General features: G+C 46.4%; 13 protein-coding genes. 12 read left to right on the top strand and 1 reads right to left on the bottom strand.

Annotation, left to right across the window (positions count from 1 at the left end):
* Positions 1-3: 3 nt before the first annotated feature.
* The 7 genes from ACGHCT_RS12230 to ACGHCT_RS12260 all read left to right on the top strand — a co-directional run bounded on the left by ACGHCT_RS12230 (position 4) and on the right by ACGHCT_RS12260 (position 6,632).
* Positions 4-1,377: an FtsW/RodA/SpoVE family cell cycle protein gene (locus tag ACGHCT_RS12230; RefSeq protein ID WP_072850906.1), complete on the top strand. Its 1,374-nt coding sequence runs from the start codon at positions 4-6 to the stop codon at positions 1,375-1,377.
* Positions 1,304-2,797 (top strand): peptidoglycan D,D-transpeptidase FtsI family protein, encoded by a 1,494-nt coding sequence (locus ACGHCT_RS12235; protein ID WP_390436109.1) that lies wholly within the window; start codon positions 1,304-1,306, stop codon positions 2,795-2,797. Before ACGHCT_RS12230 ends, ACGHCT_RS12235 begins: the two co-directional genes overlap by 74 nt.
* An 81-nt stretch (positions 2,798-2,878) precedes the next feature.
* The gene (locus ACGHCT_RS12240; RefSeq protein WP_072850910.1) at positions 2,879-3,331 is read left to right on the top strand and encodes an NUDIX hydrolase; all 453 of its coding nucleotides are present in this window, start codon (positions 2,879-2,881) and stop codon (positions 3,329-3,331) included.
* Between the two features lie 56 nt (positions 3,332-3,387).
* Positions 3,388-4,902: a polyphosphate:AMP phosphotransferase gene (gene pap, locus ACGHCT_RS12245; protein ID WP_390436111.1), complete on the top strand. Its 1,515-nt coding sequence runs from the start codon at positions 3,388-3,390 to the stop codon at positions 4,900-4,902.
* Between the two features lie 11 nt (positions 4,903-4,913).
* Positions 4,914-5,240 carry a hypothetical protein gene (locus ACGHCT_RS12250; protein WP_072850914.1) on the top strand — a complete coding sequence of 109 codons (327 nt, stop codon included), beginning with the start codon at positions 4,914-4,916 and terminating at the stop codon, positions 5,238-5,240.
* Between the two features lie 13 nt (positions 5,241-5,253).
* Positions 5,254-6,213 carry a hypothetical protein gene (locus tag ACGHCT_RS12255; RefSeq protein WP_390436113.1) on the top strand — a complete coding sequence of 320 codons (960 nt, stop codon included), beginning with the start codon at positions 5,254-5,256 and terminating at the stop codon, positions 6,211-6,213.
* 2 nt (positions 6,214-6,215) lie between these two features.
* Positions 6,216-6,632 (top strand): GerW family sporulation protein, encoded by a 417-nt coding sequence (locus tag ACGHCT_RS12260; RefSeq protein WP_072850918.1) that lies wholly within the window; start codon positions 6,216-6,218, stop codon positions 6,630-6,632.
* 250 nt (positions 6,633-6,882) lie between these two features.
* Here ACGHCT_RS12260 and rpmB read toward each other — a convergent pair whose 3' ends face one another.
* A complete protein-coding gene (rpmB, locus tag ACGHCT_RS12265) occupies positions 6,883-7,068 on the bottom strand; it encodes a 50S ribosomal protein L28 (RefSeq protein WP_072850920.1) in 186 nt (61 codons plus the stop codon).
* Positions 7,069-7,294: 226 nt separating this feature from the next.
* On the opposite strand from rpmB, the gene ACGHCT_RS12270 reads away from it, so the two are divergent.
* The 5 genes from ACGHCT_RS12270 to ACGHCT_RS12290 all read left to right on the top strand — a co-directional run bounded on the left by ACGHCT_RS12270 (position 7,295) and on the right by ACGHCT_RS12290 (position 15,768).
* Positions 7,295-7,651 (top strand): Asp23/Gls24 family envelope stress response protein, encoded by a 357-nt coding sequence (locus ACGHCT_RS12270; protein ID WP_072850922.1) that lies wholly within the window; start codon positions 7,295-7,297, stop codon positions 7,649-7,651.
* A gap of 17 nt (positions 7,652-7,668) precedes the next feature.
* Complete coding sequence (locus ACGHCT_RS12275) at positions 7,669-9,324, top strand: DAK2 domain-containing protein (protein WP_072850924.1); 1,656 nt, start codon at positions 7,669-7,671, stop codon at positions 9,322-9,324.
* Between the two features lie 97 nt (positions 9,325-9,421).
* The gene (recG, locus tag ACGHCT_RS12280; RefSeq protein ID WP_072850926.1) at positions 9,422-11,488 is read left to right on the top strand and encodes an ATP-dependent DNA helicase RecG; all 2,067 of its coding nucleotides are present in this window, start codon (positions 9,422-9,424) and stop codon (positions 11,486-11,488) included.
* A gap of 10 nt (positions 11,489-11,498) precedes the next feature.
* Complete coding sequence (locus tag ACGHCT_RS12285; protein WP_072850928.1) at positions 11,499-12,203, top strand: ABC transporter ATP-binding protein; 705 nt, start codon at positions 11,499-11,501, stop codon at positions 12,201-12,203.
* A 40-nt stretch (positions 12,204-12,243) separates the two neighbouring features.
* Positions 12,244-15,768, top strand: coding sequence for an FtsX-like permease family protein (locus ACGHCT_RS12290; RefSeq protein WP_390436115.1), 3,525 nt, complete (start codon positions 12,244-12,246; stop codon positions 15,766-15,768).
* Positions 15,769-15,845: the final 77 nt, after the last annotated feature.

Raw genomic sequence — 15,845 nt, forward strand, 5'->3', positions numbered from 1 at the left:
AACGTGGTAAATGTTATTGTTGAGTTATCCAGATATTTGATTATTATTCTCATGGCTTTGTATACTCTTCAGTGCTTCACTGTGTTTAAAGAGAGAAATGAGAGAGAAAAGAAACATATTTTAAGGAAACAGCTGTTCCTGATTTATTTTATGGATCTGGTTGCCTTTACGGTTATATTTCTGAAGATACAGAAAATAGAGATCCTGACCTTTTTTGCAGCACAGCTGATCTACTTTACTGTGGTTCAGATCCTGTACCGCATTATCTATAAAAAGGCGGCTTTTTTGGTATTGAACCATATGTGCATGCTGCTGAGCATAGGATTTATTATGTTGGCAAGACTGGATCTGGAGCGTGCGGTGAAGCAGTTTCAGATTGTCGTGATTGCCACAGTCATAGCGCTGGTGATACCGGTAATGATCCGCAGGATGAAGTTTCTGAATCAGCTTACCTGGGTCTATGCCGGTGCAGGCTTTGTGCTGCTGGCCGTCGTGCTGGTATTGGGACGGACGGAATATGGGGCCAAGCTTTCCATTAATCTGGGCGGCTTCTCCTTTCAGCCCTCTGAATTTGTTAAGATTATTTTCGTGTTTTTTGTGGCCTCCATGCTCTATAAAAACACGGATTTTATACAGGTGGTAAAGGCCACGGTGGTCGCAGGTGCCTATGTTCTGATACTGGTGGCATCCAAAGACCTGGGAAGTGCGGTGGTATTCTTTATCACATATCTGGCAATGGTATATGTAGCAACCAAAAAACCGCTCTATCTGGCGGCGGGTGCAGGGGGCGGCTGTGTGGCGGCTGTGGGCGCCTACTTCTTGTTTAATCATGTGCGTCAGAGAGTAGTGGCGTGGAAGGACCCTTTTTCTGTATACGACAGAGAGGGCTATCAGATTGTGCAGTCCCTGTTTGCCATAGGAACCGGAAGCTGGTTTGGTATGGGGCTTTGTCAGGGAGCACCTGACTCTATACCGGTCGTAAAGCAGGATTTTATCTTTGCTGCTATCTGTGAAGAACTGGGAGGCATCTTTGCCATGTGTCTGATTCTGGTCTGTATGAGCCTGTTTTTGATGGTGGTTAATATTTCTCTTCAGATTAAGAATCCATTTTACAAGCTAATTGCGCTGGGACTTGGCACAGAATACGCATTTCAGGTGTTCCTTACCATAGGAGGCGCTACAAAATTTATCCCGATGACAGGAATTACCCTGCCTCTTGTCAGCTATGGAGGAAGTTCTGTGCTCAGCACGATTATTATGCTGGCCATTGTTCAGGGATTATATATTTTAAGAGAAGATGAGGATGAGGAACTTGGAAAGCAGAAAGAGAGAAGAAGAGCTCAGACAAATCAAAAAAGAGCAAAAACAAAAAGCTAAGAAGAAGAAGGCAAAAAAGGCCAGAAACAGAGAATATGCCATTGTGTCTTACTTTTTTGTAGCAATTTTTGTAGCACTTATTGGCTATCTGGTATACTTTGATGCTCTGAAAAGCGAGGAATTTATTAATAGTCCCTACAATAAACGGCAGGATACCTTTGCAGACCGGGTGATCCGCGGAAAGCTTCTCTCTGCCGACGGAGAGAGTCTGGCCTATACGGAAACAGCGGAGGACGGTTCCGAGACAAGAGTGTATCCCTACGATGATCTTTTTGCCCATGTGGTGGGTTATACGGAGAAGGGGAAAAGCGGCCTGGAATCTCTGGCCAATTTCCAGCTTCTGACTTCCCATGAAGGATATCTGGGACAGATGCAGAAAGCCTTTAAGGGAGATAAGGTGATCGGGGACAATGTAATAACTACTCTGGATACCAGTATCCAGAGGGCAGCATATGATGCCCTGGGGGATTATAACGGTGCAGTGGTTGTGATGGAGCCCAAGACTGGCAAAATCCTGGCTATGGTGAGCAAACCAGACTTTAATCCGAATCATCTGGCTGACAACTGGGATGAGCTGGTCAGTGACGACAGCAACTCCAGCCTGCTGAATCGGGCGACCCAGGGGGCATATCCTCCAGGCTCCACATTCAAGATTGTGACTTCTCTGGCTTACCTGAGGGAACATGGGACCCTGGATGGCTATTCTTTTGACTGCCAGGGCAGTATCACGGTGGGAGAACATACGATTCACTGTTATAACGATACGGTACACGGTCAGGAGGACTTCACCACAGCCTTTGCCAAATCCTGCAACAGTGCCTTTGCCCAGATTGGTCTGGATCTGGGGGCGGGAGCCCTGAAATCTGCAAGTGAGGACCTGCTGTTTAATAAAAAACTGCCGGTGGATCTCACGTACAGAAAGAGCCGTTTTTCTCTTGATTCCAGCGCCGGAAAGCCTCTGCTGATGCAGACTTCCATCGGACAGGGAAATACGCTGGTATCTCCTATGCATATGGCGCTGATCACCAGTGCAGTAGCCAACGAAGGGGAACTGATGACGCCTTATCTTATTGAGCGGGTGGAGAATGACAACGAAGACAAAGTAAGTGAGACAAAGCCGGAAACTTACAAAAGGCTTATGTCTGTGAAAGAGGCGGACACTCTGAAAGAACTGATGATCGATGTTGTGGAAAACGGTACTGCCAAAAAGCTGAACGGACAGGGCTACACAGCTGCCGGCAAGACAGGGTCGGCAGAGTACGATCAGGGAGGAGAGCGCCAGACCCACTCCTGGTTTGTGGGGTTTTCTAATGTGGAGGATCCGGATATTGTAGTCAGCGTGATAGCTGAGGGGGCAGGGACAGGCAGTGAGGCCGCCGTTCCCATCGCCAGAGCAGTGTTTAATGAATACTATTATTAATTTATTTCCTCCCTTGCGTGAGAATTGAAAAAGAGTTATACTAAAATAGGTTTGAACACAACCGTACAGGAGGAATTGCAGATGATTGAAGCAACGAGCTGTGGCGGGGTGGTAATTTATCGTGGCAAAATACTGACCTTGTATAAGACTTACAAGCACAAATACGAGGGATGGGTATTACCAAAAGGAACAGTTGAAGCAGGGGAAGACTTTAAAGATACAGCCATACGGGAAGTAAGAGAAGAGGCGGGAGTATCAGCGACCATAATTAAGTATGTGGGTAAGAGTCAATACAGTTTCTGCGTGCCGGAGGATATGGTAGAGAAGGATGTACACTGGTATCTGATGGCGGCGAACAGCTATTACAGCAAACCTCAGAGAGAGGAATATTTTGTGGATTCTGGGTATTATAAATTCCATGAAGCTTACCATCTGTTGCGCTTTTCCAATGAAAAGCAGATTTTGGAGAAAGCGTACAATGAATATTTGGATTTGAAAAAGGCAAATCTATGGGGAAATAAGAAATATTTTTAACGGAAGAGGGACTGTTATTCAGTCCCTCTTGCTGAAATTAAAGGAGGTAGCGGACGATGTTGGAGCAGATTGATTTGACAAAGAGCATTGTGAAAAAAGAGTATCATGAAAAAATCGACAGGCTGGAAACCAGGCTGGCAGAGCTTCAGAGAGAATGCAGAACATTGGGAATTCCTGTGATTATTGTATTTGAAGGCTTTGGCGCAGCGGGCAAAGGCGTGCAGATCAACCGGCTGATCCATCCTCTGGATCCCAGAGGATTCCAGGTGTTCGCTATCAGCGGTGAGTCTGAGGATGAGAAAATGCACCCCTTTTTGTGGCGATTCTGGACAAAGACTCCTGCCAGAGGAAGAATCGCTATCTTTGACAGGAGCTGGTACCGGAAGGTGCTGGTGGACAGGTTTGACAAGAAAACCACGGACGCAGAGCTGGAATATGCATATCAGGAGATTAATACCTTTGAGAAGCAGCTGAATGACGACGGCACCGTGATCCTTAAGATATTTCTGCATATTGACAAAAAGGAACAGAAAAAAAGATTCCGGAAGCTTTTGGCCTCTCCGGAGACAGCCTGGCGGGTGAGCAGCGGTGACCTGAAAAGAAACAGAAAGTATGAACTCTACAAAGAGATGAATGAGGAGATGCTGGAGAAGACAGACACTTCGTATGCTCCCTGGACCATTGTTGAGGGGATGGATCGGAAGTTTGCCACCATCAAAATCTACCGCACGGTAATTGACCGGCTGAATGAACAGGTAGAGCTGGTGCGCCGGGCCGGAAAAGAAAAAAAGAAAGCTGAGGCAGAGAGGCAGTCTAAAAAGCCCACAGAGGAAGATTTAGTATTGAAATCCTCCAGTCTGAGCAGTGTGGATCTGAGCCTTTCGTATACGAAGGACGAGTACAAAGAAAAGCTGAAGAAGCTGCAGGATAAAATAGCGCTTCTGCACAGTGAGCTGTACCGCAGGAGGATTCCGGTTGTGCTGGGGTTTGAAGGCTGGGATGCAGCGGGAAAGGGCGGCGCAATTAAACGTCTGACCGAGACAATGGATCCCCGGGGATATGTTGTCAATCCCACAGCTGCTCCCAGCGGTGCGGAAAAAGAGCACCACTATCTGTGGCGGTTCTGGAAAACAATACCGAAAAACGGCCACGTGGCTATCTATGACAGAACCTGGTACGGGCGCGTGATGGTAGAAAGAATTGAGGGGTTCTGTACCAAAGAGGAGTGGCAGAGAGCCTATAAAGAGATCAATGATATGGAAGCTCATCTATCCCGTTCCGGGGCCATTGTCCTGAAATTCTGGATGCACATTGATAAGGATGAGCAGGAGGCGCGCTTTAAAGAGAGAATGGAGAATCCTGAAAAGCAGTGGAAGATTACGGAGGAGGACTGGAGAAACCGGGAGAAATGGGAACAGTACGAGGAAGCCGTGAATGAAATGATTATCCGGACCTCCACCTCCTATGCCCCCTGGATTATTGTAGAGGGTAACTGTAAATATTATGCAAGAATCAAAGTCCTGGAATCTGTGGTACAGGCGATTGAGGAAAGATTGAAGCAAGAGCAGTAAGGAAAGAAATTATGTTAAAATGGTATAAGAATCTGTATGTGGGCGATACTGCAGAAAAGAAGAAAAATAAACTGATATGGAAAATCAACCATGGCGCCGGAGTCATTGATGTCTATCTTGTGACGCTTGCTAAGAATCCGGAGAATCTCCTGGAGATATTTTCTGCAAATCTTCTTCTGCAGAAGCCTCTTCGCCGTACCTGTCCCATGATTGTAGGCCTGGCAAAAGGATATGACGAAGCGGTACAGCTTGTGGCTTTGATGGTACAGGAAGTCTATGAGAATACGAAGACCGCAGATGTGCGGGGATATCTGAAACAGAAAGAACTAGAAAAATAATAGGTGTGAGAATATGCTACATATTATTTTGGGAATACTAAAAGTTATAGCAATCATATTGGGCATTTTGGTAGGACTTGTTCTTCTGCTTCTGCTGTCCCTGCTTCTGGTGCCCCTGCGCTACCAGGGAAAGCTGCAGAAGGATGGGAATGGGGTGGCCGGGAGAGGAAAGATTACCTGGCTGGCCCATGGACTGTCTGTGCTAATCCTTTATGAGCATGGGGAATTCAGGATGAAATTAAGAATTTTAGGGATTCCTGCAGAACGGCTGAAAGGACTGGTGACACGCCTTGGCAAAATTCGTTTCCGGCGGAAAAAGACACAGCCGGAAACAAAGAAGCAGCTGAAGACAGCGTCATCCGAGGAGACCAAGCTTCCATATAATACACTGGAGGAGCATACCGAAGAAAAGGAAGAAACTCTGCAGGGGGGACGCAGTGTACAGGCGGCATTGGAGGAAAGGGAGATACCGGCAAACGAGGACAAAAAGAACAAATTTGCCGCATTTCTGGAGAAACTGAAGGTGATCCTGTATAATCTATTTCACTTGCCGGAAAAGATTCTTGCGGCAGTCAGAAATATTTACTCAACAACCGGGGAAATATATGGTAGAATGAAAGTGTTTCTGGAGCTGATAAAGTCAGAGGAATTTTTGGGAGCCAGAACGCTGCTGTGGGGGCAGCTGAGGATACTGCTGCGGAGACTGGGACCGACTAAGATAAAGGGGACCCTCTCTTACGGTTTCGACGACCCTGCCCTGACCGGTCAGGTATTGGCGGGGCTCAGTTTTTTCTATCCCAAATATGGGGACAGACTGCGTATCTACCCATATTTTGACCGAAAGATTCTGGAGACAGATCTCTATCTCAGGGGAAGAATCTACGGGGTTCATTTGCTGGCTGCGGCATGGAAGCTGTATCGTGATTCTAATATAAAATATATGATAAAAAGATTTAAGCACAAGGAGGAGTAATAATGGCAGACGGGAATAATTTTCAGACAACAGTAGATTCTCTTTTTAAGGGAATGGACAGTTTTATCACAACTAAGACAGTGGTGGGCGAGGCAATTACGGTAGGTGATACCATTATACTTCCGCTCATCGATGTATCCTTTGGAGTGGCAGCGGGCGCTTTTGCTGATGACAAAAAGAATAATGGTGCCGGAGGCATGGGCGGCAAAGTATCTCCCAGCGCTGTACTTGTAATCTCCAATGGGACAACAAAGCTGGTAAATGTTAAGAATCAGGACGGACTTACCAAGATTCTGGATATGGTGCCAGACTTTGTCAATAAGTTTACAGACAAGAAAGCCGATGATATTATCGCTCATAATCAGAAGACAGAGGACAAAAAGACAGAAGCGGATTCCCAGGAAGAGCCCACAGACTAGGTGTATTGAAGGAGCGGGTCCCTGCATATACTAAAAAGTAAGAGGACAAAAGGAGTCAAAAATGTGTCGTCTCATTGGATTCCTGTTATTTTGGGTAGGAGTGGGAATGCTCATTGCCCTGATATTTCCCAAGTGCTTTTTTATCGTATTAGTGGCAGCAGGATGCCTGTTAGGGGGATATAATCTATTTTGCAGATAGTGGAAAATAAAAAAACCACCGCCAACCGCGATGGTTTTTTATTTCCTTGCATTACGCTCTTTCAACTTTACCGGACTTCAGGCAAGAAGTACAAACATACATCTTCTTTGAAGCACCGTTCACATTCACTCTTACAGATTTGATGTTTGATTTCCACATTTTATTAGAACGTCTATGGGAATGGCTCACACTGTTTCCGAAATGAGCGCCCTTTTCACAAATAGCACACTTTGCCATGATAGCACCTCCTTGACATATAAAATAAGTCTGATATACCCTATTACTACAGACTCACAACAATAGTTATTTTAACAGATGGTGGCACTTTTTGCAAGTAAAAATATAAAAAATTCAAATTATTATTTCATTTTTGTATAAAACAGGTTATAATACTAACATGATCCGGAAGACTGGCGTCTTGGCACAGAAACGGATTTTGAATAATATAGTGGAGGTGTCCGGTATGAATGGTTGTATTGATACAGGATTGGGCAAAATAGTTATTGATACAGATGTGATTGCTACGTACGCGGGAAGTGTTGCCGTTGAGTGTTTTGGTATCGTAGGAATGGCTGCTGTCAGCATGAAAGACGGGCTCGTTAAGCTTTTGAAAAAGGACAGCTTAAAGCACGGAATCAATGTGACGATCAGTGACAATAAGATAGAGTTGGATTTTCACGTAATTGTGGCATATGGTGTTAGTATTTCCGCAGTGTCCGACAATCTAATCAGCAACGTGAAATATAAAGTAGAAGCCTTTACCGGCATGGAGATTGAGAAGATCAATATCCTTGTGGAAGGCGTACGAGTAATTGATTAATTAAGGAGGAACTTGTTGTGAGTACAAAGACCATAGATGCAGGCGTCCTGGCTAAGATGTTCCTGGCAGGAGCAAAGAATCTGGAGGCAAAAAAAGAGTGGATTAATGAACTGAATGTATTTCCAGTGCCGGACGGGGATACGGGAACGAATATGACCCTGACCATTATGTCTGCAGCGACAGAAGTCAGCCAGCTGGATAAAATAACTATGGATTCCCTGGCAAAAGCCATATCGTCCGGCTCTCTCAGAGGTGCCAGAGGCAATTCCGGTGTTATTCTCTCCCAGCTGCTGCGGGGATTTACAAAAGGAATCGCTCATTATGAGAAACTGGATGCACAGAAATTTGCCGACGCTTTTGAAAAAGGTGTTGAGACTGCCTACAAGGCAGTTATGAAGCCGAAGGAGGGGACGATACTTACTGTGGCAAAAGGAGCGGCAACCCGTGCCCTGGAACTGGCTGAGGAGATGGAGGATCTGGATGCATTTTTCAGGGAGATTATTGACCATGCGGAATATGTCCTCTCTCAGACCCCGGAGATGCTTCCCGTGCTGAAAGAGGCAGGTGTCGTTGATTCCGGAGGACAGGGGCTTTTGGAAGTGCTGAAGGGGGCCTACGACGGGTTCCTGGGAAAAGAAATCGACTATAGCTTTGAGGCTCCCACGGGGCAGAAGCTGACCCGAATCTCTCCTCAGGCGGAAGCAGATATTAAGTTCGGATATTGTACAGAATTTATCATTGTATTGAAGGAAGAACTTTCGGAGCATGAGGTTTCCAAGATAAAAGAATATCTGATGTCAATCGGTGATTCACTGGTGGTCGTGGCTGACGATGAAATTGTCAAGATCCATGTACATACCAATGATCCTGGACTTGCAATTTCCAAGGCTTTGACCTATGGTTCCCTCTCTCGTATTAAGATTGACAATATGCGGGAAGAACATCAGGAGAAGCTGATAAAGGATGCGGAAAAGCTTGCCGCAGAGCAGGCCGGGGAAGAGACAGTGCCGGAGAAGGAAGTGGGATTCATCTCTGTATCTGTAGGTGAAGGTATGTGTGAGATCTTTAAAGAACTGGGGGCAGACTATCTGATTGAAGGGGGACAGACCATGAACCCCAGTACAGAGGATATGCTGAACGCAATTTCACGTGTCCCGGCGAAAAATATTTTTATATTCCCGAACAATAAGAATATTATTCTGGCGGCAAATCAGGCCAGAGATCTGACAGAGGATAAAAATATCTATGTAATTCCCACAAAAACCATGCCTCAGGGAATTACTGCACTTATCAATTACGTTCCGGACAGAAGCCCGGAAGAAAATGCAGAGGCAATGGCAGAAGAAATCAAGAATGTAAAAACAGGACAGGTAACCTATGCGGTTAGGGATACCCATATTGATGACAAAGAAATATCCCAGGGGGATATTATGGGAATCGGAGATCATAAGATTCTCTCTGTGGGAAAAGAGATTGAACAGGTAACTCTGCATATGGTGGAAGAGATGGTGGACGAAGAATCGGAGATCATAAGTATCTACTATGGGGAAGAGGTTTCGGAAGAGGATGCGGAGGAACTGGCGTCCAGACTGGAAGATAAGTACCCGGACTTTGATGTGGAGGTCAATCAGGGCGGACAGCCAATCTATTATTATATTGTATCAGTAGAATAAAGGAGAGAAAAGGAAGGGTGTTGCCTGGCGAAGTGGGCCGGGGCAGCACCTTTCTTTCACAGTTTTTCTAATATTACATAAAAGGTGGAAGGGATATATGGAAGAAAGTGCACCTCTTCGTTCTCTGAAAGGAGTAGGGGACAAGACTGAAAAGCTGTTTCAGAAGCTTGGAATTTATACAGTTGGGGATTTGCTGCACTATTACCCACGGGAATATGACAGATATACGGAACCGGTGACCGTAAAGGAAGCGGTGGAAAAAGGAGCCGGGAAAGCAGCAGTTGCGGCAAGGATTACGGGAAATGTGGATGTGAAAATTGCAGGGAAAAGTACCATAGTATCGACTGTCCTGACGGACCGGGGAGAAGCCTTGCAGCTCATCTGGTTTCATATGCCTTTTCTGAGAAATGTGCTGAAAAGAGGCGGGGCTTATATATTCAGAGGAAAGGTAGCGGAAAAAAGACATAGAATGGTTATGGAACACCCTCAGATCTTTACCCGGGAGGAGTATGAAAAGCTGCAGAACGGCCTGCAGCCTGTCTATAGCCTTACAGCTGGCATCACAAACAAATTGTTGGTTAAAATGATCCGCCAGGTTTTGGAGCAGAAGGAGCTGGCTGCGGAATACCTTCCGGAAGAAGTAAGAAATGCATATCGCCTGTCGGAGTATAATTTTGCGGTCTCACAGATCCATTTTCCGGAAAACCAGGAGTCCATGGTTTTGGGACGGCGCCGGCTTGCCTTTGACGAATTCCTTTTCTTTATTCTGGGGATTCAGCTTCTGAAGGAAAAAAAGACAGAGGAGAAGAATCTGTTTGATATGAAGCCGGTATGGGAGACAGAAAAAGTAATAGAACAGCTTCCTTACCGTCTGACCAATGCCCAGACGCAGGTGTGGCATGAGATAGAGAGGGATATGACCGGTCATACCCTTATGAACCGTCTGGTACAGGGAGATGTGGGATCCGGAAAAACAATCCTCGCATTTCTGGCCATGATTCTGGCCGGGACAAACGGATACCAGAGTGCGCTGATGGTCCCCACGGAGGTGCTGGCCAGACAGCACTGGGAGGGGCTGAGAAGGCTGATTAAGGACAGCAAACTGACAGGCTTAGAACCTATTCTTCTGACAGGTTCCTCTACGGCAAAGGAGAAAAGAGAGGCATATGCAATGATTGCGGAAGGAAAGGCTAAGATGATTGTGGGCACTCATGCGCTGATCCAGGAAAAGGTAGTATACCAGAACATAGCTCTGGTGATTACGGATGAGCAGCATAGGTTTGGGGTACAGCAAAGGGAAATACTGTCTAAGAAAGGCGGAAGTCCTCATGTGCTGGTAATGAGTGCAACCCCTATTCCCAGGACTCTGGCGATTATTTTGTACGGGGATTTGGATATTTCCGTGATCGATGAACTGCCGGCAAAGCGTCTTCCTATAAAAAATTGTGTGGTGGATACCAGTTATCGGCCGAAAGCCTATGCTTTTATGCAGCGTCAGATAGAGGCCGGACACCAGGTGTATATCATCTGTCCCATGGTGGAGGAAAGCGAAGGGATGGAGGCGGAAAATGTTCTTGATTATACAAACCGATTAAAGACTGTTTTTCCTTCCCAGATTGTGGTAGAATCACTTCATGGACGAATGAAGCCGGCAAAAAAGAATCAGATTATGGAGGCCTTTGCAGAGAATAAAATCCAGGTTCTGGTGTCCACCACTGTCATAGAGGTGGGAGTGAATGTCCCTAATGCAGTGGTTATGATGGTTGAGAATGCAGAGAGGTTCGGCCTGGCACAGCTCCACCAGCTGCGGGGCAGAGTGGGACGGGGAGATGTGCAGTCTTACTGCATTTTCATGCACAACGATGCAGGGGAAGAGATTCAGAAACGGCTGGAGATTCTGGAGAAATCCAATGACGGTTTTTTTATTGCAGGAGAGGACCTGCGCCTGCGGGGACCGGGAGATTTGTTCGGAGTCCGTCAGAGCGGTAGTATGGAGTTTAAGATCGCAGATGTTTATCAGGATGCAAATATACTAAAGGAGGCCAGCGAGGCGGCAGGGGGAATTCTGGCCCTGGATCCGGAGCTTGCCCTGGAACAGCACAGGCCTCTGAGAGAGGAATTGGAGAAATATATGAAGTCTCAGGCAGAGACGCTGGGGCTGTAAGGCGGTGTGTATGAAGGAAATTGTAAGACTGGACAACGTAAAAAAATCCTATCGGATGGGAGAGGTTACCATTCATGCTGTGGACGGCGTGTCTTTCTATATACGGGAAGGGGAATTTGTGGTTATTGTGGGTCCCAGCGGTGCGGGAAAGACAACGGTACTCAATATTCTGGGCGGAATGGATACCTGTGATGAAGGTGCTGTCCTGGTGGACGGCACAGACATCAGCAAATTCAGAGGAAAAAAACTAATAGAATACCGTCGGGAGGCGATCGGCTTTGTATTTCAATTCTATAACCTGATCCAGAATCTGACGGCTCTGGAGAATGTAGAGCTGGCAATCCAAATCTGCAGGGATCCACTCAATGCCGAGGATGCCCTCTGCGATGTAGGATTGAAAGAGAGAATGCAGAATTTTCCGGCCCAGCTTTCGGGAGGGGAACAGCAGCGAGTGGCCATTGCCCGGGCGCTGGCCAAGAATCCAAAGCTGCTGCTCTGTGATGAGCCCACAGGAGCTCTGGACTATCAGACAGGAAAAGCAATCCTGAAACTGCTCCAGGACACCTGCAGAGAAAAAAAGATGACAGTGATTGTGATAACCCATAACCAGGCCATTACCCCTATGGCTGACAGAGTAATAAAAATCAAGAACGGACGTGTGAGCAGTATGACGGAGAATCCGAATCCCATGCCCGTAGAAGAGATAGAATGGTAGTGATGTAGTGAAGCATAATGCCCTGAAAAAAGACTTTTTTGTGGAACTGAGAAAAACAAAGAACCGCTTTTTTTCCATACTTCTTATCGTGGTTCTGGGAGTTGCCTTTTTCTCCGGTATCCGTGCTGCGAGTCCGGATATGAATCTGTCGGCGGATAAGTTTTATGACGACAGCAATTTTATGGATATGCGGATTCTGAGCAGTCTTGGACTTACCGATGAGGACGTGAATGCTGTCCGCGGCATAGAAGGTGTAAGCAGCGCAGAAGGCGGTTACTCAGCAGACGTACTATGTGATCTGGAAGATGCCCAGATTGTAGTACGTCTTATGTCTATGCCTGAATCTATGAATGAGATACAGATAGCAGAGGGCAGGCTGCCGGAGAATAATCAGGAGTGTCTGGTAGATACAAAGTTTATTACAAATACAGGATATGAGATTGGTGACACCATTAAGGTTGCCTCGGGGACAGAGGACGATATCAAAGACACGGTGAAAGAGACTTCTTATAAGATTGTAGGCAGCGGTAGTATTCCCTATTATCTGAGCCTGGATCGGGGAACCACAAAGATTGGCAATGGCAACCTGAACAGCTTTATTTTTCTTCCCAAAGATTGTTTTGCGATTGAGGCGTATACCGAACTTTGTCTGACAGTTACAGGCGCCAGGGAGCTTCTGGACACCTCAGACGCCTATGAGGATTTGGTGGGAAAGGTGCAGGATCGGCTGGAGGATATCTCTGAGGACAGATGCCAGGCGCGTTATGACGGAATACAGGAGGAGGGCCGGGACAAGATTGCGGATGCTAAAAAAGAGATTGCTGACAATGAACAAAAGCTGGAAGATGCGGCCAAAGAACTGGAGGACGGCCAGGTAAAGCTGGAGGACGGAAAAAAGGAAATTGCGGAGAATGAGCAGAAGCTGGCAGACGGAAAAAAAGAGTTGGACGACAATGAAGCAGTTCTTCAGGACGGGCGCAGCCAGATAGACGACGGATATGTCCAGATAGCAGATGCCAAAGAACAGCTGGAGGAGAAGCAGCAGGAGATAGACAGCGGCTGGGAGCAGATTGAGGCCAACGAACAGACACTGAAGGAAAAGCAGCAGGAGTACGAGTCAGGTCTGGCGCTGTATAAAGAGGGCGAAGCAAAGACCGAAGAACAAATTGCAGCCGCCTGGAAAGAGTGGAACGAGGGAAAAGCTGCCCTGGACGGGGCCTGGGCTTCGGCCAGGGAGCAGGCGGAGCAGGAGGCCAGGCAGCAGGCGGAACAAGGCGTAAGAGCCGCCATGGAGGAGAGTCTGAAAGCGGCGGTGGAAGCCGGACTTATGACGCAGGAGGAGGCAGATGCCCAACTTGCGGCAGCTATATCTGCTGCTCAGGAGAGCGCTGTTGCCGAGGCTGTGAAAGTCATTGAAAATCAATTTGCGGATCCCCGCGGAGAGCTGGAAAAGAACAAAAAGATTATCGAAGAGAACGAAACTGCTGCCAGGCAGCAGCTCTTAGCATCTAAAAAAGAGCTGGAAGAGGGAAAGGCAGAGCTGGACGGCGGCTTTGAACAGCTGGAAGCTGCCAGGGCAGAGTTGGAGGATGGCCAGTCTCAATTAAATGAGGGATGGGAGGAGCTGTCTGCGCAGGCAGCGCTTCTGGAGGAAAAAGAAGCCGAGTGGCAGGATGGGAAACAAAAGCTGTACGATGCCGGAAAAGAGTGGCAGGATGGAGTAGATCAGCTGGAGGACGCCAAAAAGGAGCTTCAGGATAAAGAACAGGAATTTTGGGACGGAAAGCAGGAATACGAGGAGGCGCGGGAGGAAGCCGAGCCTGAGATTGCCGATGCCAAGGTTAAGATTCAGGATGCAGAGAAGGAGCTTCAGGAACTGGAGCTTCCGGAGTGGTATGTTTTAGACAGGAATTACATAGAATCTTATGTGGAATATCATCAGGATTCCCAGAGAATTGAGGCAATCGGAAAAGTATTCCCGGTAATTTTCTTTCTGGTTGCCGCCCTCATCTGTCTTACGTCAATGACACGTATGGTTGAGGAAGAAAGGATTCAGATTGGTACTCTAAAGGCCCTTGGATATGGGAAGTTTTCCATAGCGGCTAAGTATATCTGCTATGCCTTTACGGCCACTATGCTGGGAAGCCTGACAGGGCTGGTGCTGGGACAGAAACTGCTTCCGGTAGTAATTATTAATGCCTATGGAATTTTGTATACCAATCTGCCGCAGATCCTGAACCCGCTGCATCTGTCTTACTCGCTGTCCTCTACTGCCGCTGCGATTTTCTGTACGGTGGCAGCTACTGTGTTTGCCTGCTACAAGGAACTGAACGCCTGCCCGGCAGAGCTGATGCGGCCGGCAGCACCTAAAATCGGGAAAAGAGTACTTCTGGAACGGATCGGGATTCTATGGCGCCACCTGAACTTTACTAACAAGTCTACCATTCGGAATTTGTTCCGGTATAAAAAAAGATTTTTTATGACAGTTTTGGGAATCGGAGGATGCATGGGGCTTCTTCTGGTAGGCTTTGGGCTGAAGGATTCTATTAAGTCTATCGGGACGCTTCAGTTTGGCAGTATCCGCAATTACAGTGCCAGTATTGCTATGAAGGATGACGTTACAGAGGAAGAGGAGAATCAGCTACTGGAAATTGTAAAGAATGACAAAGAAATAAAGAACTCTCTTTCCGTGTGTGAGACGTCAGTGGATGTGGGACGCAAAGGAACGGAAAAAAGTTCTTATATGGTAATCCCTCAGGATCCCGGCCGTCTGACAGAATTTATCAGCCTTAGGGACAGACTGACAAAAACACCCTATGAACTCACCGACGACGGAGTGATCATAACAGAGAAGCTTGCAAAATTACTGGATGTGAAAGCTGGTGATGAGATCTATCTGAAAAAGGATGAGACTCACAAGCTGAATGTAAAGGTAAGTCATATAACGGAAAATTATTTCTATCATTATGTATATATTACACCTGCTTTATATGAAAAAATTTATCAGGAAGAACCTGAGTTCCACCAGATCTATACCATAAATAGTTCCGACAGCGGGAAGTTTGAGGAGGAATTCCAGAGACGTTATATGGAAGAAGAACAAGTGACGGAAATCTCATTCCTCTCCGGTTTGGCGGACAGGATTGCGGATATGCTTAAGAGTATGGATACCGTAATCTATGTGCTGGTAATATCTGCAGGAATGCTGGCCTTTATCGTTTTGTATAATCTCAATACGATCAATCTAAGTGAGAGAAAGAGGGAACTGGCCACCCTGAAGGTGCTGGGATTTTATGACATGGAAGTCTCGAGCTATATGATCAGGGAAAATATATGGCTGACCCTGATCGGGAGTATAGTAGGTGTTATTTTCGGACGAATGCTGCATTATTTCGTGATTTTGACTGCAGAAATAGACATAATGATGTTTGGCAGAAATATCGAACCAAAGAGTTTTATATTCAGCATTATCCTAACATTTTTCTTTTCATTTCTTGTGAATTTTGCTATGCATTTTAAATTGAAAAAAATAAACATGGTGGAGTCGATGAAGAGTGTGGAGTAGGAAATACTTGAAAAATTCGCAGAATAGGTTTATTATGAGAAAGAAATTTATTGAACAGGTCAGAAAAGATGGTGAGG

Origin of the sequence: Lactonifactor longoviformis (assembly GCF_042848515.1) — a bacterium.
In the GTDB taxonomy this organism is placed as follows: domain Bacteria; phylum Bacillota; class Clostridia; order Lachnospirales; family Lachnospiraceae; genus Lactonifactor; species Lactonifactor longoviformis.

Excerpts from the sequence above, each read along its gene's own strand:
- ACGHCT_RS12235 (WP_390436109.1), top strand. The coding sequence starts at position 1,304 with ATGAGGAACTTGGAAAGCAGAAAGAGAGAAGAAGAGCTCAGACAAATC.
- ACGHCT_RS12240 (WP_072850910.1), top strand. The coding sequence starts at position 2,879 with ATGATTGAAGCAACGAGCTGTGGCGGGGTGGTAATTTATCGTGGCAAA.
- pap (WP_390436111.1), top strand. The coding sequence starts at position 3,388 with ATGTTGGAGCAGATTGATTTGACAAAGAGCATTGTGAAAAAAGAGTAT.
- ACGHCT_RS12250 (WP_072850914.1), top strand. The coding sequence starts at position 4,914 with ATGTTAAAATGGTATAAGAATCTGTATGTGGGCGATACTGCAGAAAAG.
- ACGHCT_RS12255 (WP_390436113.1), top strand. The coding sequence starts at position 5,254 with ATGCTACATATTATTTTGGGAATACTAAAAGTTATAGCAATCATATTG.
- ACGHCT_RS12260 (WP_072850918.1), top strand. The coding sequence starts at position 6,216 with ATGGCAGACGGGAATAATTTTCAGACAACAGTAGATTCTCTTTTTAAG.
- rpmB (WP_072850920.1), bottom strand. The coding sequence starts at position 7,068 with ATGGCAAAGTGTGCTATTTGTGAAAAGGGCGCTCATTTCGGAAACAGT.
- ACGHCT_RS12270 (WP_072850922.1), top strand. The coding sequence starts at position 7,295 with ATGAATGGTTGTATTGATACAGGATTGGGCAAAATAGTTATTGATACA.
- recG (WP_072850926.1), top strand. The coding sequence starts at position 9,422 with ATGGAAGAAAGTGCACCTCTTCGTTCTCTGAAAGGAGTAGGGGACAAG.
- ACGHCT_RS12285 (WP_072850928.1), top strand. The coding sequence starts at position 11,499 with ATGAAGGAAATTGTAAGACTGGACAACGTAAAAAAATCCTATCGGATG.